Annotated in this window: 23 protein-coding genes; 12 read left to right on the top strand and 11 right to left on the bottom strand. The window is 61.1% G+C overall.

Annotated features, from left to right (window positions below):
• The first annotated feature begins 35 nt into the window (after positions 1 to 35).
• A complete protein-coding gene (locus tag AC30D9_RS14140; RefSeq protein ID WP_307573430.1) occupies positions 36 to 962 on the top strand; it encodes a LysR family transcriptional regulator in 927 nt (308 codons plus the stop codon).
• Here AC30D9_RS14140 and AC30D9_RS14135 read toward each other — a convergent pair.
• The 8 genes from AC30D9_RS14135 to AC30D9_RS14100 form a co-directional block, all read right to left on the bottom strand.
• On the bottom strand, positions 879 to 1,196 hold the full coding sequence (locus tag AC30D9_RS14135; RefSeq protein WP_307573428.1) for an AzlD domain-containing protein: 318 nt from the start codon (positions 1,194 to 1,196) through the stop codon (positions 879 to 881). The two genes, AC30D9_RS14140 and AC30D9_RS14135, sit on opposite strands and share 84 nt — an antisense overlap.
• Positions 1,175 to 1,888 carry an AzlC family ABC transporter permease gene (locus AC30D9_RS14130; RefSeq protein ID WP_109751954.1) on the bottom strand — a complete coding sequence of 238 codons (714 nt, stop codon included), beginning with the start codon at positions 1,886 to 1,888 and terminating at the stop codon, positions 1,175 to 1,177. Before AC30D9_RS14130 ends, AC30D9_RS14135 begins: the two co-directional genes overlap by 22 nt.
• Positions 1,885 to 2,322 (bottom strand): GNAT family N-acetyltransferase, encoded by a 438-nt coding sequence (locus AC30D9_RS14125; protein WP_209022177.1) that lies wholly within the window; start codon positions 2,320 to 2,322, stop codon positions 1,885 to 1,887. Before AC30D9_RS14125 ends, AC30D9_RS14130 begins: the two co-directional genes overlap by 4 nt.
• A 13-nt stretch (positions 2,323 to 2,335) precedes the next feature.
• Positions 2,336 to 3,082, bottom strand: a complete 747-nt coding sequence (locus AC30D9_RS14120; RefSeq protein ID WP_109751953.1) for a 2OG-Fe dioxygenase family protein — start codon at positions 3,080 to 3,082, stop codon at positions 2,336 to 2,338.
• A 238-nt stretch (positions 3,083 to 3,320) separates the two neighbouring features.
• A complete protein-coding gene (locus tag AC30D9_RS14115; RefSeq protein ID WP_307573424.1) occupies positions 3,321 to 4,607 on the bottom strand; it encodes an OprD family porin in 1,287 nt (428 codons plus the stop codon).
• A 411-nt stretch (positions 4,608 to 5,018) separates the two neighbouring features.
• Entirely contained in the window at positions 5,019 to 5,219 is a 201-nt protein-coding gene (locus tag AC30D9_RS14110; protein ID WP_109751950.1) for a hypothetical protein, read from the bottom strand.
• A 241-nt stretch (positions 5,220 to 5,460) separates the two neighbouring features.
• Positions 5,461 to 6,567, bottom strand: coding sequence for an agmatine deiminase (gene aguA, locus AC30D9_RS14105; protein WP_307573421.1), 1,107 nt, complete (start codon positions 6,565 to 6,567; stop codon positions 5,461 to 5,463).
• A gap of 253 nt (positions 6,568 to 6,820) precedes the next feature.
• Entirely contained in the window at positions 6,821 to 9,733 is a 2,913-nt protein-coding gene (locus tag AC30D9_RS14100; RefSeq protein WP_490144243.1) for an aminotransferase, read from the bottom strand.
• 206 nt (positions 9,734 to 9,939) lie between these two features.
• On the opposite strand from AC30D9_RS14100, the gene rfbB reads away from it, so the two are divergent.
• The 7 genes from rfbB to AC30D9_RS14065 all read left to right on the top strand — a co-directional run bounded on the left by rfbB (position 9,940) and on the right by AC30D9_RS14065 (position 17,072).
• On the top strand, positions 9,940 to 11,022 hold the full coding sequence (gene rfbB, locus AC30D9_RS14095) for a dTDP-glucose 4,6-dehydratase (protein ID WP_490144242.1): 1,083 nt from the start codon (positions 9,940 to 9,942) through the stop codon (positions 11,020 to 11,022).
• On the top strand, positions 11,019 to 11,894 hold the full coding sequence (rfbA, locus tag AC30D9_RS14090) for a glucose-1-phosphate thymidylyltransferase RfbA (protein ID WP_307573416.1): 876 nt from the start codon (positions 11,019 to 11,021) through the stop codon (positions 11,892 to 11,894). The genes rfbB and rfbA overlap by 4 nt, the downstream gene beginning before the upstream one ends.
• Positions 11,891 to 12,436 carry a dTDP-4-dehydrorhamnose 3,5-epimerase gene (rfbC, locus tag AC30D9_RS14085; protein WP_307573414.1) on the top strand — a complete coding sequence of 182 codons (546 nt, stop codon included), beginning with the start codon at positions 11,891 to 11,893 and terminating at the stop codon, positions 12,434 to 12,436. Before rfbA ends, rfbC begins: the two co-directional genes overlap by 4 nt.
• The gene (gene rfbD / locus AC30D9_RS14080; protein ID WP_307573412.1) at positions 12,433 to 13,314 is read left to right on the top strand and encodes a dTDP-4-dehydrorhamnose reductase; all 882 of its coding nucleotides are present in this window, start codon (positions 12,433 to 12,435) and stop codon (positions 13,312 to 13,314) included. The genes rfbC and rfbD overlap by 4 nt, the downstream gene beginning before the upstream one ends.
• 71 nt (positions 13,315 to 13,385) lie before the next feature.
• The gene (locus AC30D9_RS14075) at positions 13,386 to 15,194 is read left to right on the top strand and encodes a sensor histidine kinase (protein WP_307573410.1); all 1,809 of its coding nucleotides are present in this window, start codon (positions 13,386 to 13,388) and stop codon (positions 15,192 to 15,194) included.
• On the top strand, positions 15,191 to 16,582 hold the full coding sequence (locus AC30D9_RS14070) for a sigma-54-dependent transcriptional regulator (RefSeq protein WP_307573408.1): 1,392 nt from the start codon (positions 15,191 to 15,193) through the stop codon (positions 16,580 to 16,582). Before AC30D9_RS14075 ends, AC30D9_RS14070 begins: the two co-directional genes overlap by 4 nt.
• Before the next feature lie 34 nt (positions 16,583 to 16,616).
• Positions 16,617 to 17,072 (top strand): YiiD C-terminal domain-containing protein, encoded by a 456-nt coding sequence (locus AC30D9_RS14065; RefSeq protein WP_490144241.1) that lies wholly within the window; start codon positions 16,617 to 16,619, stop codon positions 17,070 to 17,072.
• Positions 17,073 to 17,201: 129 nt separating this feature from the next.
• Here AC30D9_RS14065 and cysQ read toward each other — a convergent pair whose 3' ends face one another.
• The gene (cysQ, locus tag AC30D9_RS14060; protein WP_490144240.1) at positions 17,202 to 18,029 is read right to left on the bottom strand and encodes a 3'(2'),5'-bisphosphate nucleotidase CysQ; all 828 of its coding nucleotides are present in this window, start codon (positions 18,027 to 18,029) and stop codon (positions 17,202 to 17,204) included.
• Entirely contained in the window at positions 18,026 to 18,592 is a 567-nt protein-coding gene (gene nudE, locus AC30D9_RS14055; protein WP_116833949.1) for an ADP compounds hydrolase NudE, read from the bottom strand. Before nudE ends, cysQ begins: the two co-directional genes overlap by 4 nt.
• A gap of 88 nt (positions 18,593 to 18,680) precedes the next feature.
• Between nudE and yrfG the strand changes: the two genes are divergently transcribed.
• Positions 18,681 to 19,343, top strand: coding sequence for a GMP/IMP nucleotidase (yrfG, locus tag AC30D9_RS14050; RefSeq protein ID WP_134922428.1), 663 nt, complete (start codon positions 18,681 to 18,683; stop codon positions 19,341 to 19,343).
• 150 nt (positions 19,344 to 19,493) lie between these two features.
• On the opposite strand, the gene lysM is transcribed toward yrfG, so the two are convergent.
• Positions 19,494 to 19,934 (bottom strand): peptidoglycan-binding protein LysM, encoded by a 441-nt coding sequence (gene lysM, locus AC30D9_RS14045; RefSeq protein WP_307573402.1) that lies wholly within the window; start codon positions 19,932 to 19,934, stop codon positions 19,494 to 19,496.
• Positions 19,935 to 20,069: 135 nt separating this feature from the next.
• Between lysM and AC30D9_RS14040 the strand changes: the two genes are divergently transcribed.
• The 3 genes from AC30D9_RS14040 (at position 20,070) to AC30D9_RS14030 (ending at position 24,235) form a co-directional block, all read left to right on the top strand.
• A complete protein-coding gene (locus AC30D9_RS14040; protein WP_109751935.1) occupies positions 20,070 to 20,957 on the top strand; it encodes a LysR family transcriptional regulator in 888 nt (295 codons plus the stop codon).
• Positions 20,958 to 21,050: 93 nt separating this feature from the next.
• Entirely contained in the window at positions 21,051 to 21,890 is an 840-nt protein-coding gene (gene fdhD, locus AC30D9_RS14035; protein ID WP_134922427.1) for a formate dehydrogenase accessory sulfurtransferase FdhD, read from the top strand.
• A complete protein-coding gene (locus tag AC30D9_RS14030; protein ID WP_490144239.1) occupies positions 21,887 to 24,235 on the top strand; it encodes an FdhF/YdeP family oxidoreductase in 2,349 nt (782 codons plus the stop codon). The genes fdhD and AC30D9_RS14030 overlap by 4 nt, the downstream gene beginning before the upstream one ends.
• The last annotated feature ends 38 nt before the right edge of the window (positions 24,236 to 24,273 follow it).

The following is a 24,273-nucleotide window of genomic DNA, read 5'->3' as shown; positions in this document are numbered from 1 at the left end:
AATAGCGAGCCCACTTAAGCAGAGGGCATTACCTCATGGATAGCAGAACCCTACGCAACCTCATGCGTATCGTGCAGACCGGCTCCTTGTCGGCAGCGGCCGAACATTCGTGCCTCACGGTGCAGGCGTTGGCGGCGCAGTTGAACAAGGTCGAGGAACAGTTCGGTTTCCGGTTGTTCCGGCGCTCGAACAAGGGCCTGACCTTGACGAGCCAGGGCTCGGAACTGACCCCCTTCATGGATCAGGTGCTGGTTGCCACCCGACAGTTGGAGGAGAAAGTCGCGGCGCTCAAGACACCGCGACAGCGCACGCTCAGAGTGGCGCTCAATACCACCCTGCCAGCTGAATTCAACCGGCGGATGATCGACCGGTTGATCGCTGTGTTTCCCCAGTACCAGCTGGAATTCAGCTACGCCGAGTCGATGGAGAACCTGAGCAAGCTCAGGAATGAAGATTTTGACCTGGCGATCCTGATCGGGCAGCAACAGGGCGGTTTTTCCAGCATCACCATGCCGGATGTGCAGGTGCAGGTGGTCGGCGCCCATTGCGGCGATGAAGACGACTCCCTTGGCTTGCTCGGTGACAAGTTTCAGGTGCGTCCGGCAGAAGAATGTCCGTATTCCCACAGTTTCCTGCGTTTTCTCGACGCCGGCCTGGGCGAGTACGGGTCGAGCCAGCGAATGGTGTATTCCTGCAGTGAAACGCTGACGTTGTCGTTGATCACCCAACTCGACGGCCTGGGGCTGGTGTCCCGGGAAGCGGCGCTGCGCAATGGCCTGGCGATTTTCCCGGACTTCGAGGATTTCCTTGAAGTCCGCCTGGCGGTAAACAATCCGGAGTTGTCGGGCCAGGCGCTGCATGATGTGGTGGACCTGACGCTACAGGAACGAACCGAGCGCGATGTACGCCGCCGTACCCACCGCCACGCTGAGAAACAGGTTGCGGCTGAAATACGCACATAACAACGTCGGAATCGCGGCATAAAACTCAGGGCGGTCGAGTTGTATCTGCTGATCCTTGATCAACAAGGGGGTCAGGCTGATGGCAGCGACGATCGCCACTGGCAGGTATTCCAGAGCGCGGGCGACCAATGGCGGCCAGTGCTCGGTATTGACCTGCAATGGCAAGGCGCGTGGCAGGAAGGTCACTGCCATCATCAGCGCCACGACCAGGATCAGGAACGTTTGGTCAGGCATACGCCCACCCCGCAGCCAACGAACGTGGCGATGAAGACGTTGAACGGCGAGCTGCCCAGCAGGCTCAGCCCCCCCATGCAGACGACAGCCGCCAGGGCCGCGATCAGTTTATTGCGGGTGTTGCACAACGAAACCAGCACGTAGAGCATCATCGCGGTCAGGGCATAGTCGAGCTTGTACTTGATGAGGTGCGCCGCGTACTGCGCGCATACGGCGCCCAGCAAGCCGCCGAGCACCCAGGAGGTGTGGCAGAACAGGTTGAAGCCGACCAGGTAGCGCACGCTGACCGGTGCCCCACTGCCAAGCTTGACGCTATGGAACGCGAACGACTCGTCCGTCAGCCCCGCCGCGTAGCACCAGCGCTCGAAACGGCTGAGCCCCAGTGCGCGCAGGGCCTTGGCCATGTAGACCGACATCAGCATGTGCCGGGCATTGATCAGGAACGTGGTGAGCACGATGGTGGTCAGCGAGGCACCGCTGGAAATCAACGCCAACGCGGCGAATTGCGAAGCGCCCGCGTAAACGAACAGGCACATCGCCACCGGCAACCACAGGGGCAGCCCGGCGTTGACCGCCATCAGACCGAACACAAACGAGACCGTGAAATAACCCGCTACCACCGGACTGGCTTCAGCGAAGGTACGCGAGGCTTGTGGTTCGACCGCCAGCGGCTGGCTGGAAGTCTTGTTCATAAATCCCTCTCGAAGGTGATTTCACCCCGGGGCTCACAGAAACCCTGGGCAGCCCAGAAGCGCTTGCCGGCCAGATTAGCATCGTCGACGAAAAGGAACATGCGCAGCACGCCGACCCGTTTCATGTCGGCCGAGGCCGCTTCCACCAGGCGCTGGCCCAGGCCTCGGGTACGATGTGCCGGACTGACGGCCAAGTGATTGATCGTACCGCGGGTGCCGAGCATGCCCCCAATCACAGCACCGACCACTTCACCACTGGCATCGACCGCCAGGTAGGCGGTGGTGGTGTCCTGCAACAGCACACCCCGCAAAAATCGAGCATCCTGCCATTCGCAGAACGACACTTCGTTGAATCCGCGAAAAAACTGCTCCAGTCGTTCGGCGTCCCTGACCTGGGCCCGGCGCAACAGGACCTGCAGCACCGAGTCGTCCATGGGTTCGAGCCGTTCAGCGAACAATGTCGAAAGCGGTCCCGGGCCGCGAGAAGGAAATGGCCAGGATTTGCCGGAACGCCATTTCATGGGCGTGAACATTGCGGGCCGGTGTCACGTAATGGCGCATGTCGCGGTCGAGGAAGAACGTGGTGTCGAGAATGTCCTCGTAGGTAATCGCCGCCAGTTGTTCCTCCTGGGCGGTGTACAAACGGCTTTCGGCGCCCGCCACATTATGGCGACCCCAGAAATGCACACCGCTGAACGGATACCCGTCGCAGTGGATCCCCTCGGGGGTGATTTCCAGCTGCTTGCCTGGCTTGATCTCGATGCGGATCTGGTGGATCTGGCACTGCCAGATTTCATCGTGCAGTTCCTGCGGCAGGACGTTCTTGTAGACCTCGAAGTCCGTGTCGATCAGGCTGCGCATCACCGGCGAGTTGATCACTTCGTTGGAGAAGTCCTGGAAGTGCCGCTCCAGACCGCCGACATAGCTATTGTTGGCCTTGGACTGAATGTAGGCGCGGTGTTCGAGCTGCGTGAGCTCACGAGTCGTCGGGTTGTATTCGAAGTCGCTGTAGCGGCGAAAACGCATGCCTGACTCGGCCTGGCCGTAGTAGCTGTCGGGTTCCATGTTTTCCCAGCTTTTGGTCAGCCGGACAAAATCGCCGAAATGACCGTAGAGGTTGAAGTCCCCACCGCGAACGTTGACGTATTTGTCACGTCTTAGCGCTTCGCCCACTTCCCTGTTCAGAACGATCATTTTTCATAGGTCTCCACTGCATTGAGCGGCCTAATCTAGTAGGTGCAGGATTTACGTCCATGAGAAAGTATTTGAGGCACTTCAAGTCTTGTTTGAAACGGCGGTTGAAGTTTCACTAGTACGACTTTTCCTCGGGGAAACGGGCGCTTTTTGCGACTTTTCTGGCGTCAAAAGGTAAAAAAAAACCCCCGAATTGATGTCGGGGGTTTTTATCAGGCGCTTGTCACGCAATCACGCATCAGAAGACGTTGATCGGATAATCCACGAACACTCGCAGCTCGTTGCCACTGACGTTGTACTCGCTGGATTTCTGCGACACACGCAGCACGGAGCTGCGCAATCTGACGCTCAAGTCCTTGGCTGGACCACTTTGGACCACGTACTTGAACTGGTTGAAGATCTCGCGTTCGGTGCCGCCTTCGCTGGTAGAAGTGGTGATGTTATCGCCACGCACGTAAGCGACGTTATAGGTCAGGCCCGGTACGCCGAAGGTGGTGAAATCCAGGCCGTAGCCCAACTGCCAGCTGCGCTCGTCTTCAGCGTTGAAGTCGGACCAGTAGGAGTTGGCCAGGTAGATCGTGTTACCGCCATCACCCACGCGATTCTGCCCGCGTTGATAACCGCCGTAGGCGTAGCCCAGGTTGCTGTCGCCGGTGCTGCGCTGGTGGGCGAGGGTAAAGCTGTGCGGGCCCGTGGCGAAGGTGGCAGCCAGGCTCCAGATCTTGTTGTCGTCGCCGGTGACGTTGTTTTCGCGAACGTAACTGTTGTCCAACTTGGTGCGATAACCGTTGAAATCCAGGGTCAGGGACTGATCCTTGGCCAGCGGGAACACATAGTTGGCGTTCACGTATTGCTTCTTCAATACGTCCTCGACATCCGAGGCGTAGAGCGAAGCCTTGAACTGCTCGGTGAACTGATAGCTGCCGCCCAATACGTTGATCGACTTCAGGCCACCGCTGTCACGGCCTTCGGCGCTCTTGCGCGACTCAGCGGTGAAACGGCCGGCATTCAGCTCCAGGCCTTTGATCTCCTTGGAAGTGATCAGGGTGCCGGTGTAGCTTTCCGGCAGCAGGCGCGAATTGTCATAGCTCAGCACCGGCAGGGCCGGCATCTGGTCACCGTAGGCCAGCACGGTATTGGAGACGCGGAACTTGACCGCTGCACCAAACTTGGACAGGTCATCGGCGGCGTTGCCGCTGTCGCCTTGCTTGAAGAAATCGATGCCTTGGGCACCGCTACGCCCCTTGCCGCCGTCTAGGCGCAGCGCGTACAGGCCGAACGCGTCCACACCTACACCTACGGTGCCCTGGGTGAAACCGGACGAGAAGGTACCAATGGCCGCCTGACCCCACTCGGCCTTGTCCTCGTTGCCATCTTTGTAGTCGCGATTGATGTAAGCGTTGCGCAACAGCACTTTCAAGCTGCTGTCTTCAACGAACCCCTTGGACTCAGCCTGGTCATTGGCCATGGCGTGTGTCGAGCTCAAGATCCCCAGTGCGATCAAACTAATGCGCTTGTTCAACATGATTATTTTCCTTGTACGGGTTGATACGCACCGTGACGAGCAGCCGAAATGGCGCTTTTTGCGCTCTTTTTCGGACTCTTGCTCCTGAAAATAATGAAAAGGCCCGCCCACGTCTGATCGTGTCGGGCCTTTTTATTATTTAAGAGTCATGGCTGTTAGCCACAGGCGTGGGCGAATCCTAGTCGCGCCCTCAACGGTGTGTCAATTTCGTGAATCGTCTGTGATTAGGCGAAAAAAATCTAAGAATCGAGCCCTTATACATCAGCCGCGCGCAACGCCATCGACATCTGTGTTATTGACCCCCGCGATCGCGAGCAAGCTTCCATAGGGATTTAAGTGAATTAGAAATCCCAGCGGACACAAAAAAAGCGCTGCCATCCCGGCCAGCGCTTTTTATCAATCCGTCGAATTCTATCCTTGCATCACATCCCACAACGCCTCCAGCTCCGCCTCGCTGAACAGGCCAGCGGGGTAGCGCTCAACGATCACCCGGCGCGGATCAGGTTCTCTGATCTGACGCGTTCCGTTGGACTTCAACCACTGCGCCAAGGCTTGAAGCGACTCACCATTAACGGCCAAGGGATGGCATGTGCGCTCGCTTATCATATTCATTCCAGCGCCCTCCTGGTTGATGAGCGGCCAATTTATCCAAGGTTTATGACAAAACAACGCAGCCCCGCTCCCCGAAACTGCCGGGATGCTGATACAAGAGCTATGCCAATGTATCCCCGACGACCATAAAACAGACACAAAAAACCCACGACCCAATCGGGCCGCGGGCTTGCCAGCATGGATCCAAAAACGCCGACTTAGAGCCGGCGCCGTCGATATCACCAAGCTGTTACATCGCCACTCATTTTGCGCGCGGCGCGGGCTGCTGTTGAGTAAGGCAATGGATATTGCCGCCCCCCAGTAACAGTTCACGCCCTGGCACCATGACCACTTCATGCTCCGGGAACAGGCTCTGCAGGATATCCTTGGCCGGGCCATCGAGCGGATCGTCAAAACTCGGCGCAATGATGCCGCCATTGACGATCAGGAAATTCACGTAGGAGCCCGCCAGTCGCACGCTTGGGTTGCGCTCCTGGGAACCTTCCACCGCATCCACGCCTGAACATTCCTCTTCCGTGGCATACAACGGCCCCGGAATCGGCATTTTGTGCACTGTGAACGGGCGTCCCTTGGCGTCAGTGCTGTTTTGCAGCACGTTCATCGCCGCGTGGCAGCGAGTGTAGTTCGGGTCTTGCGGGTCGTCGGTCCAGGCAAGCAGCACTTCACCAGGCCGCACGTAGCAGCAAAAGTTATCCACATGGCCGTCGGTTTCGTCGTTGAACAGGCCATCCGGCAGCCAGATGATCTTGTCCACGGCCAATTGCGCGCTGAGCACCGCCTCGATCTCCTCACGGCTCAAGTGCGGGTTGCGATTGCGGTTGAGCAGGCATTCCTCGGTGGTGATCAGCGTGCCTTCGCCATCCACATGGATCGATCCGCCCTCGAGCACGAAACCTTCGGTGCGGTAGCGCGGGCTACGCTCGATCTCGAGGATTTTTCCGGCCACTTGTGAATCACGATTCCACGGCGCGTACAGGCCACCGTCGAAACCGCCCCAGGCGTTGAAGTCCCAGTCGACGCCACGCACTTCGCCGCTGTCATTGATCACGAACGTAGGCCCCGTGTCGCGGACCCAGGCGTCGTCGCTGGACATTTCCACCAGGCGGATATTCGGCACGTCGAGACGCGCCCGCGCATTTTCGTATTGGCCCGCGGACACCGCCACGGTCACTGGTTCAAAACGGGCGATGGCCTTGGCGACCGCCACGTGGGCAGCCTGCGCGGGCTTGCCACCCAGGCGCCAGTTGTCCGGGCGCTCGGGCCAGATCATCCAGACCTGGGTCTGGGTCGCCCATTCGGCAGGCATGTAGAAACCATCCGCACGGGGAGTGCTGTGCAATGTTGTCATGGGTCATCTCCTGGGCGATGGGAAGCGCTGAATCTATAGACGATAAATATCGACTAATAAAGTCATAAAAACTAAACAATATCAAGAAATAGCGAAAAAGACCGACAAAAATCGATTTTAACAATAGCGCTAAACCCTGTGGGAGCGAGCTTGCTCGCGATAGCGGTGGGTCAGCCAAATCAATATTGGCTTGGACACCGTCATCGCGAGCAAGCTCGCTCCCACAGGGGAACAGCTTGGCGTTCCAGATGGGTTACAGCCCCTCGTCCAATACCTTCGCCAGCATATCGACAAAGAAATCCACACTCTGACGGGTGGTCACCATCGGCGGTTTGATCTTGAGGATGTTCAGATAATCGCCAGTCGGTTGCATGAAGATCCCCAACTCCCGCAGGCGGTTGCACAACGCCGTGGTTTCTTCAGTGGCCGGCTCCAATGTGGCGCGATCGCGGATCAGTTCCACGCCCAGATAGAACCCGGAGCCATGCACCGCACCCACCAACGGATAGCGGTCGTTCAAGGCCTCCAGCCGAGCCTTGAAATGCCCACCAACCACGCGGGCGTTTTCCCAGAGATTTTCTTCTTCCATGACGTCCAGCACCGCCATGCCGATCTGGCAACTGACCGGGCTGCCCCCAGCCGACGAGAAGAAATACCCCTCGGCTTCCAGCGCCTCGGCGATTTCCCGACGGGTGATGACCGCGCCCAGCGGCTGGCCGTTGCCCATGCCCTTGGCCATGGTGATGATGTCCGGGACCACGCCTTGTTCTTCGAAGCCCCAGAAAAACTCGCCCATGCGTCCGTAACCGACCTGTACCTCGTCGGCGATGCAGACCCCACCGCGCTCGCGCACCATCGCGTAGACCTGCTTCAAGTAACCGGGCGGCAGCGCGATCCCGCCGGCATTGCCGTACACCGGTTCGCAGATGAAACCGGCGAGCTGGCGCTTGTTTTCGGCGATTTTCGCCAGGTTGTGTTCGACGCTGCGTACGTAGTCCGGCGCACAGTCGGCGCCACGGAATTCGCCGCGATAGGTGTTCGGTGCAGTCACCGGGTGCACCCAGTCCGGACGGCTGCTCAGGGCCTGGGGGTTGTCGGCGATGGAGGTCGAGACCGCATCGGCTGCCACCGACCAGCCATGGTAGGCCTCCAATACACTGAGCATGTCCCGTCCGCCGCTGTAGGCCCAGGCCAGGCGGATCGCCAGGTCGTTGGCCTCGGTGCCGCTGTTGACCAGGAACACCCGATCCATGTTGGACGGTGACAACGCCAGCAGGCGCTCGGAAAATTCGGCAATCGCCGCATAGTGGAAACGCGAGTTGGTATTGAGCAGCGACCACTGCCGGGCAGCCACCGCCGCCATGCGTGGATGGCCGTGGCCCAGCACGGCGACGTTGTTGAGCATGTCCAGGTACGAGCGGCCCTGCATGTCGATCAGATGGTTGCGCCAGCCACGCTCGATACGCGGCGGATCGACGTAATAGTGCTTCTGCGAACGGGCAAAACTCGCATCGCGACGGGCCAGCAGCGCCTCGGGGTCGATTTCCGGTTCGGCATCGCAAGCCAGCCCCAGCAGCACCGCCGGCGAAGGGCAAAGCGCTTGCCAGGCCAGCGCCCGGGAGGGCGTGCAGAACAGCGGCGGATTCACCTGCCCCCCCCTGCACAACTGGACCCGCAACGGCCCCGTCACTTCGCCCAGCACCTGCCCCTTGACCAGCGCCGCGCCGGAATGCAGCGACGACGTCACGCCCCATAGCCGCACGCTCAACTGCGCACTGTCCAGTTGCAACAAGCCTTCGGCGCTCTTGTGCACGACCCCGGCGAACGGCGATTCGAGCGGTGTACCCCGAGGCACACTCAACTCCACGTGCAGTGGATAAGTATCGGGCTCGACGGCGCTGTCCGGTCGGGTGCGGGATAATCGGTACTGCCCGTAGCGGCTGGCGGCCAGACCGTGGACGCCAGCGGCTTCGCTCAACAGACGCTGGTCGATCCCCGGCTGCTCCCAATTGCCGGCCTCGAAATGCGGGCTCAGCACACCCAGGTCGATCAACGCGAACTCACGCCCCACCAGGGTCGGCAACAGCGGCGCAAAGCCTTCGCTGGCAATGGGCGGCAGGCTGTGGCCGACGGCGGTAAGAATCGCCGCTTCCATCAATTCGAAGGGCACCGAATGGGCGACCTGGAAAATCTCCCACTCATGGGCCAGGTTGTCACGGCTGTATTGGTTGTTTGGGTCGATGGAAACCTGCTGTTCACCACTGAGCACCAGTACCGCGGCGCGTGCCACGATCAACGGCCACAGCGCCAACAGTTCCTGGTGTTGCAAGGGGTTGGCCGCGTGGTAGGCCTTGATCGCCGGCAAGATGAAGAACGGATCGCCGTCGGCATGATGCAGCAGGGCCGCGCATGTCACCGACAAGTCAGTGATGCGCCAGGTACGGACCAGGTCGCCGAAATCGATGACGCCCTGCAATTGCCACTGGCGCTGGGCGTCGCGCTGCCAGACCACGTTGTCATCGGTGACGTCCATGTGGATCGCCTGCACCGGCAGACTGGCCTTGAGCGGCTGCAAACGCCGCTCGGCCTGTTGCGCGACCTCGGAGATCAGTTGGCGCCGCTGATCGTCGTCGATGACTGGCAGCAGGTAATCGACCAGGGCCGGAGCGTGGCGCGCATCCCATTGCAAGGTCCGCTCCAGGCCCGGGTGGTCGAATGTCGCCAGAGCCAGGTCCATTTCCGCGCACAAGCGGCCCAGGCCTGTCACCAGTTCGGGCGTCAAGTGCTTGAGCTGCGTGAGGGACTGGCCGTCGATGTACTCCAGCAGTCGCATGTGAATCGCTTGCCCATCGACTTCCAAGGTCAGCAGGTCTTCCCCGTTGCTGGCGCTAATCACTCGCGGCACTTTCACCACGTCGTGTCCGGCCAACTGCTTGAGGGCAGCGTGTTGGGCCTGTATTTCCGGGACAGCGTAGTCACCGTGGCAAATTTTCAACACAAAGCGCCCGCGGTCGCTGTCGACGCGGTAGTTGAGGTCCTGGTTGCTGCCAAGGGGTCGCAGGTCGCCGCTGAGTCCGTAATTCGAGCGCAGCAGCACCAGCGCTTGCTCGGCGCTGATCTGTGGGCTTGGCAAACTGGCACGGTGAACCAACGTAGCGAATGGCATACAGGGACCCCTGAAGTGGTTTTGTTCGGATGCCTATCTCGCCACTGAGTCGGGGGATAAGCAACCCCTCCTGTTCAAAAATATGCACAGCTCTCCTGAAAAGCTGTGTGGGGAGGCTTGTCCGTGGAATATTCGCTTGCACCGCTCCCACCATGCCAACAAGCTATGCTTCTATACTTGTCATCCCATGGATAAGGCTCAACTGGATGCGCATTCTCGTCACCGGCGGTGCTGGTTTTATCGGCTCGGCGCTCATACGGCACTTAATTCTCGATACCGAACACCAGGTCCTGAACCTCGACAAGCTGACCTACGCAGGAAATCTCGAATCGCTGAGCAGCATCGATCACGACAGCCGTTACGAATTCGTCCAGGCCGACATTGTCGATCAAGCGACCGTCAGTGCGGTGTTGGCGCGATTCAAGCCTGAAGCCATCATGCACCTGGCAGCCGAGTCCCATGTGGATCGCTCCATCGATGGCCCGGCGGATTTCATCCAGACCAATATCGTGGGCACCTACAGTCTGCTGGAAGCCACCCGCGCTTATTGGCAGACCCTGGCCGAGCCGCAGAAACGCGCGTTTCGCTTCCACCATATCTCCACCGATGAAGTGTATGGCGACTTGCACGGCGTGGATGACCTGTTTACCGAAACCACCGCCTACGCCCCAAGCTCACCGTATTCGGCGAGCAAGGCGGCGTCCGACCACCTGGTCCGCGCCTGGCAACGCACCTACGGCTTGCCCGTGCTGTTGACCAACTGCTCGAACAACTACGGGCCGTTTCACTTCCCTGAGAAGTTGATTCCCCTGGTGATTCTCAACGCGCTGGCCGGTAAGCCGTTGCCGGTCTATGGCAACGGCCAGCAAGTGCGCGATTGGCTGTTCGTCGAAGACCATGCCCGTGCACTGCTCAAGGTCGTCACCGAAGGCGCGGTCGGCGAGACTTACAACATTGGTGGGCACAACGAGCAAAAAAACATCGACGTGGTGCGCAGTATCTGCGCGTTGCTCGAAGAGCTGGCGCCTCACAAACCCGAAGGGGTCGCGGGCTATGCCGACCTGATTACCTTCGTCAGGGATCGTCCCGGTCACGACCTGCGCTACGCCATCGACGCGAGCAAGATCGAACGGGAATTGGGTTGGACGCCCCGGGAAACCTTCGAGACCGGCCTGCGCAAAACCGTGCAGTGGTATCTCGAAAACCTGCTGTGGTGCCGACGTGTCCAGGACGGCAGCTACCAAGGTGAGCGCCTGGGCTCGCTCGACACCAAGGATGCAATTGCATGATGAAGGGTATTGTTCTGGCCGGCGGCTCCGGCACCCGCCTGCACCCGATTACCCTCGGGGTTTCCAAGCAGCTACTGCCGATTTATGACAAGCCGATGATTTATTACCCGATCTCGGTGTTGATGCTCGCGGGCATCAAGGACATCCTGATCATTTCCACCCCTCAGGATCTGCCGCAATACCGCAACCTGTTGGGTGACGGCCAGCAGTTTGGCGTGCAATTGAGCTATGCCGAGCAGCCGTCGCCCGACGGCTTGGCCCAGGCATTCCTGATCGGCGAGCAGTTCATTGGCGGCGACTCGGTGTGCCTGATCCTGGGTGACAACATTTTCCACGGCCAGCATTTCGGCGAACAATTGCAAACCGCCGTCAACCGGCAGAGTGGCGCGACCGTGTTCGGCTACTGGGTCAAGGACCCTGAGCGTTTTGGTGTGATCGATTTCGATCCCGAAGGACGGGCGATCTCCATCGAAGAAAAGCCCACTGCGCCCAAATCCAGCTACGCGGTGACCGGCCTGTATTTCTACGACAACGACGTGATCGAGATCGCCAAGGGCATCAAGCCATCCAAACGCGGCGAACTGGAAATCACCGACATCAACAATACCTACCTGCAACGCGGTGACCTGCACGTCGAGCGCTTCGGTCGTGGTTTCGCCTGGCTGGACACCGGTACCCACGACAGCCTGCTGGAAGCCTCGCAATACGTGCAAACCATCGAACATCGCCAAGGCCTGAAAGTGGCGTGCCTGGAAGAAATTGCCTACCAGCAAGGTTGGGTCAGCCGCGAGCACATCCTTGAGCGCGCCCAGTATTTTGGCAAGACCGGCTACGGCCAATACCTGTTCAAGATCGCCGGAGAAACACGTTGAACGTTATTCCCACCCGTTTGCCAGAGGTCTTGATCATCGAACCAAAAGTCTTCGGCGACGGCCGGGGATTTTTCTACGAAAGCTTCAATGCCCGGGCGTTTGCCGAGGCGACCGGCTCTAGCCTGCAATTCGTCCAGGATAACCATTCACGCTCGACCAGAGGTGTGCTGCGTGGTCTGCACTATCAAATCGAGCAGCCCCAGGGGAAACTGGTACGGGTCATTGCAGGGGAGGTGCTGGATGTGGCAGTGGATATCCGTCGCAGCTCTCCTGGCTTCGGTCAATGGGTCTCCATGCGTCTCTCGGCGCAGCTCCCGCGACAACTGTGGATTCCGCCAGGGTTTGCCCACGGCTTCGTCGTGCTGAGCGAATCGGCGGACTTCCTCTACAAGACCACTGATTACTACGCGCCCTCCGCCGAACGTTGCATTCGCTGGGACGACCCGCAACTGGCCATCGACTGGGAGCTCGAAGGCGCACCGATCCTCTCGGTCAAGGACCAGAACGGCAAGGCCTTGCACGAGGCAGACCTGTTCCCGTGAGTGCTCCCTTGCGCATCCTGATCATCGGCCAGCATGGCCAGGTTTCCCGGGCACTTCAATCGCGCCTGTCCGGCATGGGCGAGTTGCTTGTACGCGGCAGCGACCAGCTCGATCTGGCGCAACCGGATTCCCTGCCCACGTCCATCGAGGCCCTGCGGCCCGGCCTGATCATCAATGCCGCCGCCCACACGGCCGTCGATCAGGCCGAGAGCGAACCGGAACGGGCGTTCGCCATCAATGCCACGGCCCCGGGTATCCTGGCCCAGATAGCGGTCGGGCTGGGCATCCCGTTGATTCATTACTCCACCGACTACGTCTTCGATGGTCTCAAGCCCGCTCCCTATACCGAGGACGACACGCCCAATCCGCTGAGTGTTTACGGACGCAGCAAACTGGCCGGCGAAAACGCCATCTGCCAGGCTGGCGGCCCGCACCTGATTCTGCGCACCAGTTGGGTGTACTCCACCGAAGGCCGCAATTTCCTGTTGACCATGCAGCGCCTGTTGCAGGAAAAACCGCAGTTGCGGGTGGTGGCCGATCAGATTGGCGCACCGACCTGGGCGGGCACCATTGCCGACAGTACCGCCCAACTGATCGAGCGCTGGCAAGCCGGCCGACCCGGCGCGTGGGGCACTTATCACCTGACAGCCCAAGGCGAGACGTCCTGGTTCGGTTTCGCCCAGACCATCGGCGAAAACCTGCTCGAACGACACAAACCGTGCGCACTGCTTGAGCCCATTGCGTCGAGCGCCTATCCGACTCCGGCCCCTCGGCCGCTGAACTCGCGCCTGGATTGCACGCGCCTGCTGAGGGAATGGGGGGTAAGCCAGCCGGACTGGCGAAGCGCGTTGCAACGGTGCCTTGCCGGACAAGCCTAGTGCTGCCTTACAAATAGTATTTGCGAGGCAACTAGGCATAATACGCCTGTTACCACAGGCGCCCGATGCTCATGAATTCCACCCTTCCCCGCAGACCCCGCTGGCGCAGCCTGGCCTTGCTCGCGCTGTGCCTGGCGCCGTTGCTGTGGCCGTTGGAGCACCTGGCCGAACGTTATTACCGCAACGAACTGGCCGGGCAGAACCGCCAGACCCTGGACCTCTATGTCGCCAACCTGTTGGGCACGTTGCACCGTTATGAGGTGCTGCCACAGATTCTCGGTGACCTGCCGGCCTTGCGCGCCGCCTTGTCGGCGCCGGACGATGGCGTGACCCAAGGCAATGCCAACCGGCTGCTGAAAAACATCAGCACCCAGACCGGCGCCGAAGTCATGTACCTGATGGACCCTTCCGGCAAGACCCTGGCCGCATCGAACTGGGACAAACACGACAGTTTCGTCGGACGCAATTTCTCCTTCCGGCCGTACTTCATCGAAGCCATGGCCGGGCGCCTGGGCCGTTTCTTTGGCTTGGGCACCACCTCGGGCAAACGCGGTTACTTCTTTGCCGCCGCCGTGCGCGACCGCGAGGAAGTCATCGGGGTGCTGGTGGTCAAGGTCGACCTGGATCACACCGAAAGCCTGTGGGGCAAGACCCCCGAACAATTGCTGGTGACCGATCACAACGGTGTGGTCATCCTCACGTCGCGACAGGAATGGCGATTTCGCGCGACCCGCCCCCTCAACGACGACGAGCGCAAGGCCATCAGCGCGGTACAACCTTATCCGACCCGCGATCCCAAGCCGCTGAGCCTGGACGCCAACGCCTGGCTGACCCAGACCCAAACCATCGACGAAACCGGCTGGAGCGTAAGCATTCTCGCCCCGCGCACGCTGATCGATAGGCCGGTGCGCACCGTGGTCGCCATCGGAGGTGCGGCGTTGCTGGTCTTGATGTTGCTGCTCGGGTTGATGATGCAGCGCAGGCGCCATTATCTGGATCGGATCGCCTTCGAAGCCAAGGCCCGTCACGAGCTGGAGGGCCGGGTGGCCGAGCGTACCAGTGACCTGGAAGGGCTGAATCGGCGATTGAAACAGGAAGTGCTGGAGCGCGAGCAGGCCCAGCAGGAATTGGTCCGTGCCCAGGATGACCTGGTGCAGGCCGGCAAGCTGTCGGCCCTGGGCACCATGTCGGCGAGCATCAGCCACGAACTCAATCAACCGCTGGCAGCGATTCGCAGCTACGCGGAAAATGCCGAGATTCTGCTCGACCACCAACGCACCGACGACGCCCGTGGCAACCTCAAGCTGATCAGCGAACTGACCGGGCGCATGGCCTCGATCATCGCCCACCTGCGCGCCTTTGCCCGCCGCGACCGCCATGCCCCGGAAAGCGTCGCCCTGCAACCGGCGCTGGACGATGCCCTGGCGCTGCTCGCCAAACGCCGGCGCAGCATGGAAGTGGAACTGATCCGTGACCTGCCGGCCGCCACGCTGTGGGTCGAAGCCGGCGAAACCCGCCTGCGCCAGGTACTCGGCAACCTGCTGGCCAACGCCCTCGATGCGCTTACCGAGAAAGGCCCGCCACGCAAACTCTGGCTCAGCGCCCAAGCCACCGAAACCGGCGTCAACCTGTACATCCGCGATAACGGCCCGGGGTTTTGCATGGAAGCCCTGGGCCGCGCCGGCGAGCCCTTCTATACCACCAAGACTCGCACCCAGGGCCTTGGCCTGGGGTTGGCGATCTGCGACACCCTGATGCGCGCCTTCGGCGGCGAACTGTCGTTCGCCAATCACAAGGAAGGCGGCGCCCTGATTACCCTGAAGCTGCGCGCCGGCGCCCCCGGGGTGAGCCTGCAACCGTCCGAGGACCGAAGTGTATGACCATCGATAACCGGATTGAGGTGGTGCTGATCGACGACGATCCCCATTTGCGTCAGGCCTTGAGCCAGACCCTCGACCTGGCCGGCTTGAAAATCCTGCCCCTGGCCGAAGCCAAGGGCGTGGCCGGGCAACTGCCACGTGACTGGCCGGGTGTGGTGGTCAGTGATATTCGCATGCCGGGCATGGACGGCCTCGAACTGCTGCGCGAACTCCACGCCCAGGATCCTGAGCTGCCGGTGCTGCTGATCACCGGCCACGGTGACGTGCCACTGGCAGTACAGGCGATGCGCGCCGGGGCCTATGACTTCTTGGAAAAACCGTTCGCCAGCGATCATCTGCTCGACAGTGTGCGCCGGGCCCTAGCCCTGCGCCGATTGGTGCTGGACAACCGCAGCCTGCGCCTGGCCCTGAGCGATCGCCATGAACTCAGCGCTCGCCTGGTCGGCCAGTCGACACCGATGCTGCGCCTGCGCGAGCAGATCGGCGCACTGGCCGCCACCCGCGCCGACGTGCTGATCCTCGGTGAAACCGGTGCCGGCAAGGAAGTGGTCGCCCGTGCGTTGCACGACCTTTCATCCCGTCGTAACGGGCCATTTGTGGCGATCAACGCCGGGGCCCTGGCCGAGTCGGTGGTGGAAAGCGAACTGTTTGGCCACGAACCTGGCGCGTTCACCGGCGCGCAGAAACGCCGTATCGGCAAGTTCGAGTTCGCCAATGGCGGCACGCTGTTTCTCGATGAAATCGAAAGCATGAGCCTGGATGTCCAGGTCAAGTTGTTGCGTCTGCTGCAAGAGCGCATGGTGGAGCGGCTTGGGGGGAATCAACAGATCCCGCTGGACATCCGCGTCATCGCCGCCACCAAGGAAGACCTGCGCCAGGCCGCCGATCAGGGGCGTTTTCGTGCCGATCTTTATTACCGCTTGAACGTCGCGCCGCTGCGCATACCGCCGTTGCGCGAACGAGGGGAGGATGCGCTGATGCTGTTCCAGCACTTCGCCGACGAAGCCAGTGCTCGCCACGGCCTGCCGCCCCACGAATTGCTGCCGGCACAACGGGCACTGCTGTTGCGCCACAGCTGGCCGGGCAATGTGCGCGAACTGCAGAACGCCGCCGAGCGCTTTGCCCTGGGCCTGGAACTGGCCTTGGACAACAGCGCGCCGGACGGCAGCCCCGGCGCACCGGTGGAGGTGGTCAGCGGCGGCCTGAGCGAGCAGGTGGAAAATTTCGAGAAAACCCTCATCGCCGCCGAACTGGCCCGCCCCCACAGCTCGGTGCGCAGCCTGGCCGAAGCCCTGGGCATCCCACGCAAGACCTTGCACGACAAGTTGCGCAAACACGGCCTGACCTTTGGCGACAGCAGCCACGGCCCGGCCGATGAATCCGATTGAGCCATCATCTCCTTTTCAAACAAGAGGCCCCGCAATGAACCGCGACAGCCGTTACCTGGAATCGATCCTGCACCACGACATCCCCTTGACCCGGGACATGGGCCTCAAGGTGCTCGATTGGCAGGCCCGACAGTTGCGCTTGTCCTTGCCGCTGGCTGCCAACGTCAACCACAAGAGCACCATGTTCGGTGGCAGCCTGTATTGCGGTGCGGTACTGGGCGGCTGGGGCTGGTTGCACCTGGCCTTGCGCGAGGAAGGCATCGAAGACGGGCATATCGTGATCCAGGAAGGGCAGATCAGCTATCCACTGCCAGTGACCCGCGACGCGACCGTGGTCTGCGAAGCGCCTGAGGAAAAGCTCTGGAAACGCTTCCTCGCCACCTACCGGCGTTACGGACGGGCGCGACTGGCCTTGCAGACGCAGGTGATGAATATCGGCAGCGAGGACGTGGCGGTGCAGTTCGAGGGGCAGTACGTGTTGCACCGCTGACTGAAAGCATCACAAATCCCTGTGGCGAGGGGATTTATCCCCGCTGGGCTGCGCAGCAGCCCCAAAAAACAGGACCGCTTCGCGCCTCAGCGGGGATAAATCCCCTCGCCACAGAGAACCGAACAAGGCTTAAGAACGGGCGAGCTCCAACAGCTTGCCGCGCCACGCCGCTTTCGCCGGCAATGCCAGGAACGACGCATTCAACAGCGATTCACGGGCCGGATAGCAGAACGGTTCGCCGCTCAAACTCAACACCTCGCCACCCGCTCCTTCCAATACCCCCTGGGCCGCGGCGGTGTCCCACTGGGACGTCGGCGCCAGCCGTGGATAGCAATCCGCCGCGCCTTCGGCCACCAGGCAGAACTTCAATGAGCTGCCGATGCTGGTCAGTTGCAATTCACCCAGGCTCCCACTCAAGCCATCCAACAGGCGCTCCTGCTCGGGGCTGGTGTGTCGCCGACTGGCGACCACAGTGAAAGCCTCGCCCGGCGCCAGGACATTACGCACCGCGATAGGCGAAGGCTCGCCGCCACGGTCGCCACGCCAAGCCCCCAACCCTGCGCCGCCGACATAAAAGCGCCCGTTTGTGGGCATCGACACCACGCCGAACACCACGCGGCCCTGTTCCACCAAGGCGATGTTGACGGTGAACTCCTCGCTGCCGGAAATGAACTCCTTGGTTCCATCCAGCGGGTCCACCAGCCACCAACGCTGCCAGCCGGCACGCACGCTTTGGGCAATATCGGCGTCTTCTTCGGAGAGGATCGGAATATCCGGGGACAGCGCCAACAACCCGGCCACGATCACATCATGAGCGGCCATGTCTGCGGCGGTCACCGGCGACTCGTCGGCCTTGTGGTTGACCTGCACGTTGGCGCGCCAGAACGGCAGGATCGCCTCACCAGCCTTGAGTGCCAGCTCGACCACAGGCGCCATCAACGGATGAGGGTAGGTCATGACAGGAACACTCCACGCTGGGCCAACAGGTCACGGGCCAGGTACAGAGCCGCCAAGGCCCGGCCCTCCGTGAACTGCGGGTTCTGTGCCAGGGCCGACAGCTCATGCAGGTTGACCTTGTCCACACGCATCGGCTCGGGCTCATCGCCCTCCAGCCGTTCTTCATACAGGTCGGTTGCCAGCACCACCTGGATTTTCTGGCTCATGTAACCGGGAGACAGCGACAACTCGGTCAGGTGTTCCAACTGTCGCGCACCGAAACCGGCCTCTTCCTTGAGCTCCCGCTCAGCCGCCGCAAGCACGTCTTCACCCGGCTCGATCAAGCCCTTGGGCAGGGACAGTTCATAGGCGTCGGTCCCTCCGCAATACTCCTCCACCAACACCGCGTGGTCGGCGTCGAGCATCGCCACGATCATCACCGCGCCGTAACCCGCGCCCTTGCTCGCCAGACGTTCATAGGTGCGCTCCACACCGTTGGAAAACCGCAATTTCAGTTCTTCCACGCAAAACAGGCGGCTGGTGGCGACGATCCGGCGATCGAGTATGGTGGGTTTCTGGCGCATAAACGGCTCCCTGGGCGATAGCGGGCTACTATACCCGGCCTATTCTGATTGTTTGTGTCGGATATCCGATTACCGCTGGAGAAGTTTTATGGCTTTGCTGCCCTGGCATGAGATCGATACAGTTCTGCTGGACATGGACGGCACCTTGCTGGACCTGCATTACGACAACCATTTCTGGCTCGAACACCTGCCCCAGCGCTACGCCGAACTGCATGGCGTGAGCCGGGCGATGGCCGAGATGGAGCTGCAGCCATTGTTCGAGCGCAACGCCGGCCAGTTGCAATGGTATTGCCTGGACTTCTGGAGCAGCGAACTGAAACTGCCGGTGCGCGAGCTGAAGTTGGAAACCGCGCACCTGATTGCCTTGCGCCCGGACGCCGATACCTTCCTGGCGGCGATCCAACGGGCCGGCAAGCGCGTGGTGATGATCACCAACGCCCACCGCGATTCGTTGTCCCTGAAGCTGGAACGCATCGAACTGGCTCCCTACTTCGAGCGCTTGATCAGTTCCCACGACTACGGCTTCCCCAAGGAAAACCCGCAATTCTGGGACGCGCTGCAAGCCGACCTGAACTTCGACCCGGCCCGCAGTCTGTTCATCGACGACACGTTGCCGGTGTTGCGCAGCGCCCGGGACTTCGGTGTGGCGCACCTGCTGGCCGTCAGCGAGCCGGATAGCCGCAAGGGGCCAAAGGATACGGGGGAGTTCGAGGCGCTGGGGGATTATCGAGTCCTGATCGAAGGGCTTTGACAGGCTCTAATGTGGCGAGGGGATTTATCCCCGCTGGGCCGCGAAGCGGCCCCCAACCAGCCAACTCGGCATGCCAGGAAGATTGAGTTCACTGCTTTAGGGCTGCTGCGCAGCCCGGCGGGGATAAATCCCCTCGCCACAGGGACCCGGTTACTCAGGGATACGCAACACCTGCCCCGGATAGATCTTGTCCGGGTGCGACAACATCGGCGTGTTGGCGTCGAAGATCTTCTGGTACTTATTCGCATCACCATAGACACGCTTGGAAATGGCACTCAAGGTGTCACCTTTCTCGACGGTCACGAACTTGGCCTCTTTAGCCACTGGGCCAGTCACCGTAATCTGATCGTCAACACTGCCTACACCTGCAATGTTGCCCACCGCCAGCAGGATTTTTTCTTTCTCTTCCTGGCTCGCGACTTCACCGGTGACGATGACCTTGTCGCCCTCGATCGTCGCCTGAACGTTCGGATTGCCCAGGCCGACCTTTTCAATGTGCTGTTTCAGTTGTTCGCTGGCATTGGCATTGCCAGGGGTCAGTAGATCGATCAGCTTTTCACCCGCTTCTTTCACAAAACTAAAGATACTCATGGCACACGCTCCTTGGGTTTAAGTGTCCAGACGCCAAAGACTAGACCAGGCGAGCCGAACCCGGTTCCCAGCCGACCAATGACCCCACCCCCCGCAAGCGCTAGAATCCGACTCTTCCTGCGCCTTGGAGCGAAGATGGACATCAAGCAGCTGAAATTTCTTATTGCGCTGGACGAAACCCGCCACTTCGGCCAGGCCGCCGCTCGCTGCCACATCACCCAGCCGACCCTGTCGATGCGCCTGCGCAGCCTTGAAGAGGAACTCGACCTGCCGCTGGTCAACCGTGGCCAACGCTTTGAAGGCTTTACCGCGCCGGGAGAACGGGTGCTGGCCTGGGCGCGCACGGTGCTGGCAGCCTATGACGGGCTGCAGGCCGAAGCGGCGGCCTGCCGTGGCAACCTGGTGGGTACGCTGCGCCTGGGCGTGGTGCCGTTGTCGGACTTCGACCCGCTGGCAATGATGCAGCGCTTGCACGCCGAGCACCCCAACCTGCGTTTCGAACTGTCGTCCCTGAGCTCCGAACGCATCCTTGAACAGCTGGCGAACAACCGTATCGACCTGGGTATTTCCTATCTGGAACGCCTGGACAACGAACGCTTCGAGGCCCTGCCCTTCAGCCACACCCGCATGGGCCTGCTCTATGACCAGCGCTTTTTCTTTTTCGGCGAACAACCGCTTAGCTGGGAAGCGCTGATCGAACTCCCCCTGGGCATGCTCACCAGCGGCATGCATTTTCGCCAATCCATCGACCATAACTTCCACAGCCGGGGCCTCACGCCACAACCGCTGTTGCAAACCGACGCGGTGCATCAATTGTTACAAGCTGTGCACGGCGGGTTGTGTTGTGCGGTGATGCCCTTGGACAGCGGCCTGAACGTCCTGACCGAAGACTTGCGCATCCAGCCCATCGAAAGCGCGCAGACGTTGGTCCCGCTGGGTCTGATCATGCGCCGCGCCGCCCCACGCTCGGCCTTGGCGGAAGCGTGTTTTGCCCTCTATCAGAAATCAGTAACGACTTCTTGATCGACGTCATCTATTGAGAGATCAGTAATAGCGATTAGACGTGGCAGATTGCCGCATTTAGTCTTAACACTATTCCTACTCTCAGTGATGCCTATGAACGACAAGCCTCCGGTCAGTCCAGCGCCTGCGATGGAAACATCCGCGCCGGTCGCCAGCCAGAGCTATCGCTACTGCAATCTGGACCGCTCCCAATCGGACAGCACCGCGCTGGCCGAGGAAGTGGCGCTGGCGATTGCCTATAACGGCATCAGCCAGGCGGTAATGCTGGTCACCCCCACCGACCTTGAAGACTTCATCGTCGGCTTCAGCCTCGGCAGCGGCATCATCGAAGACTCATCAGACATCTATGACCTGCAACTGAGTGGCACGGGTGCCGCGCACCATGCCCAGGTGACCATCGCCAACCGCGCCTTCTGGAACCTCAAGCAACAACGCCGGCAGTTGGCGGGCACCAGTGGTTGCGGGCTGTGCGGCGTGGAAGCGGTGGAACAGGCATTGCCAAACCTCAAGGTGCTGCCCGGCGCGCCGCTGCCGCCGGCGCAATGGCTCGAAGGCCTGCGTGACCGTATCGGCCAGTTCCAGCCCCTGGGCCAGTACTGCGGCGCGGTCCACGCCGCGTTGTTCATGAATGCCCAGGGCGAATTGCTGCTGGGCCGCGAAGACATTGGCCGGCACAACGCCCTCGACAAGCTGATTGGGGCATTGGTCCGGCAACGGATCCCGGTGTCCGGTGGCGTGGCGATCGTCACCAGCCGTTGCAGCCTCGAATTGATCCAGAAAGTACTGCGTGCCGGCATCCAGACCCTGGTCAGCCTGTCGTCGCCCACGGGCCTCGCGGTGCAGTGGGCCCGCCAACACAACCTCAACCTCATCCACCTGCCGCAAAAAAGTGCGCCGCGGGTCTACAGCCCTGCGATGGAGAAACAAGCGTGAGCAATCATCAACAAGCCGACCAGAAACCCGTACCGCGCTACAAGCCCTACAAGGGTCCCGCCGGTGGTTGGGGTGCGCTGATCAGTGTCGCTCAGGCCTGGTTGACCAGCGACAATGCGCTGAAAAACATCCGCATGATGCTCAAGACCAACCAGAATGGCGGTTTTGACTGCCCAGGCTGTGCCTGGGGCGACTCACCGGAAAGCGGCATGGTCAAGTTCTGCGAGAACGGCGCCAAGGCAGTGAACTGGGAAGCTACCAAGCGCCGCGTCGATGGTGCGTTTTTCGCCAAGCACAGCGTGACCTCGCTGCTGGAGCAGAGCGACTACTGGCTCGAGTACCAGGGCCGCCTGACCGAGCCAATGCGCTACGACGCCGAAACCGACCGCTACAAACCCATCAGTTGGGAAGCGGCGTTTGCCTTGATCGGCAAGCACCTGCAGGGCCTGTCCAGCCCGAACCGGGCCGAGTTCTATACCTCGGGCCGGGCCAGCAACGAAGCGGCCTACCTGTATCAATTGTTCGTACGCGCCTATGGCACCAACAACTTCCCCGACTGCTCGAACATGTGCCACGAAGCCAGCGGTGTAGCGCTGGCCCAGAGTGTCGGCGTGGGCAAGGGCACGGTGACCTTCGACGACTTCGAGCACGCCGACGCGATTTTCGTCTGGGGCCAGAACCCCGGCACCAATCACCCCCGGATGCTCGAACCGCTGCGCGAGGCGGTCAAGCGCGGCGCCCAGGTGGTGTGCATCAACCCGCTCAAGGAGCGTGGTCTGGAGCGCTTCCAGCATCCGCAGCACCCGCTCGAGATGCTCACCAACGGCGATAAACCCACCAACACCGCGTACTTCCGCCCGGCCTTGGGCGGCGACATGGCGATATTGCGCGGCATGGCGAAGTTCCTCTTGCAATGGGAACGTGACGCGCAGAAGAGCGGCGCTGCGGCGGTGTTCGACCACGCCTTCCTCAACGAGCACAGCACCAACGTGCTGGATTACCTGGCCGCTGTCGACGATACGCCGTGGGAGCAGATCGTCGAGCAATCGGGCATGACCCTGGTCGAAATCGAGCAAGCGGCGCGCATGTATGCCAAAAGCAAGAACGTGATCATGTGCTGGGCGATGGGCATCACCCAGCATCGCCATTCGGTGGCGACCATCCAGGAAATCGCCAACGTGATGATGCTGCGCGGCAACATCGGCCGGCCAGGCGCAGGCCTGTGTCCGGTACGCGGCCACAGCAACGTTCAGGGCGACCGGACCATGGGCATCAACGAGCGCCCGCCCGTGGCGTTCCTCGACACGCTGGAGCGGCGTTTCCAATTCAAGGTGCCGCGTGAAAACGGTCACAACGTGGTCGAGGCAATCCATGCCATGGCCGACGGCCAGGCGAAGGTGTTCATCGCCCTGGGCGGCAACTTCGCCCAAGCCACGCCAGACAGCCATCGAACGTTTCAGGCCTTGACCAATTGCGACCTGACGGTGCAGATCAGCACAAAGCTCAATCGCAGTCATCTGGCCCACGGCAAGGAAGCGCTGATCCTGCCGTGCCTGGGCCGCACCGACATCGACCTGCAAGCTGAAGGCGCGCAAGCGGTGACCGTGGAAGACTCCTTCAGCATGGTGCATGCCTCCAATGGCCAGTTGCAGCCGCTGTCGAGCCAGATGCGCTCCGAACCGTGGATCATCGCCGGCATCGCCGCCGCCACGCTGGGCAGCCGCCCGGTGGACTGGAACTGGTTGGTGGCCGACTACAGTCGCATCCGCGACCTGATCGCCGACACCGTGCCCGGCTTCAAGGACTTCAACGAAAAACTGAAGAACCCCGGTGGATTCTATCTGGGCAACAGCGCCGGTTCGCGGCGCTGGAACACCCCGTCGGGCCGTGCCAACTTCAAGCCCAACCTGTTGCCGACCGACCTTGTGCATGAACGCACCCGCGCTACCGGCCAGTTGCCCGACCTGATCATGCAGTCCATGCGCTCCCACGATCAGTACAACACCACCATCTATGGCCTGGATGACCGCTATCGCGGCGTAAAGGGCCAGCGTGATGTGTTGTTCGCCAACGAAGCGGACATCATTCGCCTGGGCTTCAAGCCGGGCCAGAAAGCCGACATCGTCTCGCTCTGGGATGACGGCCGCGAGCGTCGGGTCAAGGGCTTTACCCTGCTGGCGTTCGACATTCCTGCCGGGCAGGCCGCGGCCTATTACCCGGAAGTGAACCCGCTGGTGCCACTGGAAAGCACCGGCGACGGCAGCCACACCCCAACGTCGAAATTCGTCGCGATTCGCCTGGAAGCGGCGAGCGAGAATGGGTTGATCCTGGCCAAGTCGGCCTGACACAGCCCTGGTTGGATCATGATTGCCCTGTGGCGAGG

The organism is Pseudomonas sp. DF11 (assembly GCF_058148565.1).
Note: the sequence above shows the minus strand (reverse complement) of the source record. Positions and strands in the feature narration are given on the sequence as shown.

Coding starts and splice junctions, on each gene's coding strand:
- AC30D9_RS14135 (WP_307573428.1), bottom strand. CDS start 1,196: ATGCCTGACCAAACGTTCCTGATCCTGGTCGTGGCGCTGATGATGGCA.
- AC30D9_RS14120 (WP_109751953.1), bottom strand. CDS start 3,082: ATGATCGTTCTGAACAGGGAAGTGGGCGAAGCGCTAAGACGTGACAAA.
- rfbA (WP_307573416.1), top strand. CDS start 11,019: ATGATGAAGGGTATTGTTCTGGCCGGCGGCTCCGGCACCCGCCTGCAC.
- cysQ (WP_490144240.1), bottom strand. CDS start 18,029: ATGACCTACCCTCATCCGTTGATGGCGCCTGTGGTCGAGCTGGCACTC.
- aguA (WP_307573421.1), bottom strand. CDS start 6,567: ATGACAACATTGCACAGCACTCCCCGTGCGGATGGTTTCTACATGCCT.
- fdhD (WP_134922427.1), top strand. CDS start 21,051: ATGAACGACAAGCCTCCGGTCAGTCCAGCGCCTGCGATGGAAACATCC.
- AC30D9_RS14140 (WP_307573430.1), top strand. CDS start 36: ATGGATAGCAGAACCCTACGCAACCTCATGCGTATCGTGCAGACCGGC.
- yrfG (WP_134922428.1), top strand. CDS start 18,681: ATGGCTTTGCTGCCCTGGCATGAGATCGATACAGTTCTGCTGGACATG.
- rfbB (WP_490144242.1), top strand. CDS start 9,940: ATGCGCATTCTCGTCACCGGCGGTGCTGGTTTTATCGGCTCGGCGCTC.
- AC30D9_RS14110 (WP_109751950.1), bottom strand. CDS start 5,219: ATGAATATGATAAGCGAGCGCACATGCCATCCCTTGGCCGTTAATGGT.
- nudE (WP_116833949.1), bottom strand. CDS start 18,592: ATGCGCCAGAAACCCACCATACTCGATCGCCGGATCGTCGCCACCAGC.
- AC30D9_RS14100 (WP_490144243.1), bottom strand. CDS start 9,733: ATGCCATTCGCTACGTTGGTTCACCGTGCCAGTTTGCCAAGCCCACAG.
- AC30D9_RS14070 (WP_307573408.1), top strand. CDS start 15,191: ATGACCATCGATAACCGGATTGAGGTGGTGCTGATCGACGACGATCCC.
- lysM (WP_307573402.1), bottom strand. CDS start 19,934: ATGAGTATCTTTAGTTTTGTGAAAGAAGCGGGTGAAAAGCTGATCGAT.
- AC30D9_RS14075 (WP_307573410.1), top strand. CDS start 13,386: ATGAATTCCACCCTTCCCCGCAGACCCCGCTGGCGCAGCCTGGCCTTG.
- AC30D9_RS14130 (WP_109751954.1), bottom strand. CDS start 1,888: ATGAACAAGACTTCCAGCCAGCCGCTGGCGGTCGAACCACAAGCCTCG.
- AC30D9_RS14065 (WP_490144241.1), top strand. CDS start 16,617: ATGAACCGCGACAGCCGTTACCTGGAATCGATCCTGCACCACGACATC.
- AC30D9_RS14040 (WP_109751935.1), top strand. CDS start 20,070: ATGGACATCAAGCAGCTGAAATTTCTTATTGCGCTGGACGAAACCCGC.
- AC30D9_RS14125 (WP_209022177.1), bottom strand. CDS start 2,322: ATGGACGACTCGGTGCTGCAGGTCCTGTTGCGCCGGGCCCAGGTCAGG.
- AC30D9_RS14115 (WP_307573424.1), bottom strand. CDS start 4,607: ATGTTGAACAAGCGCATTAGTTTGATCGCACTGGGGATCTTGAGCTCG.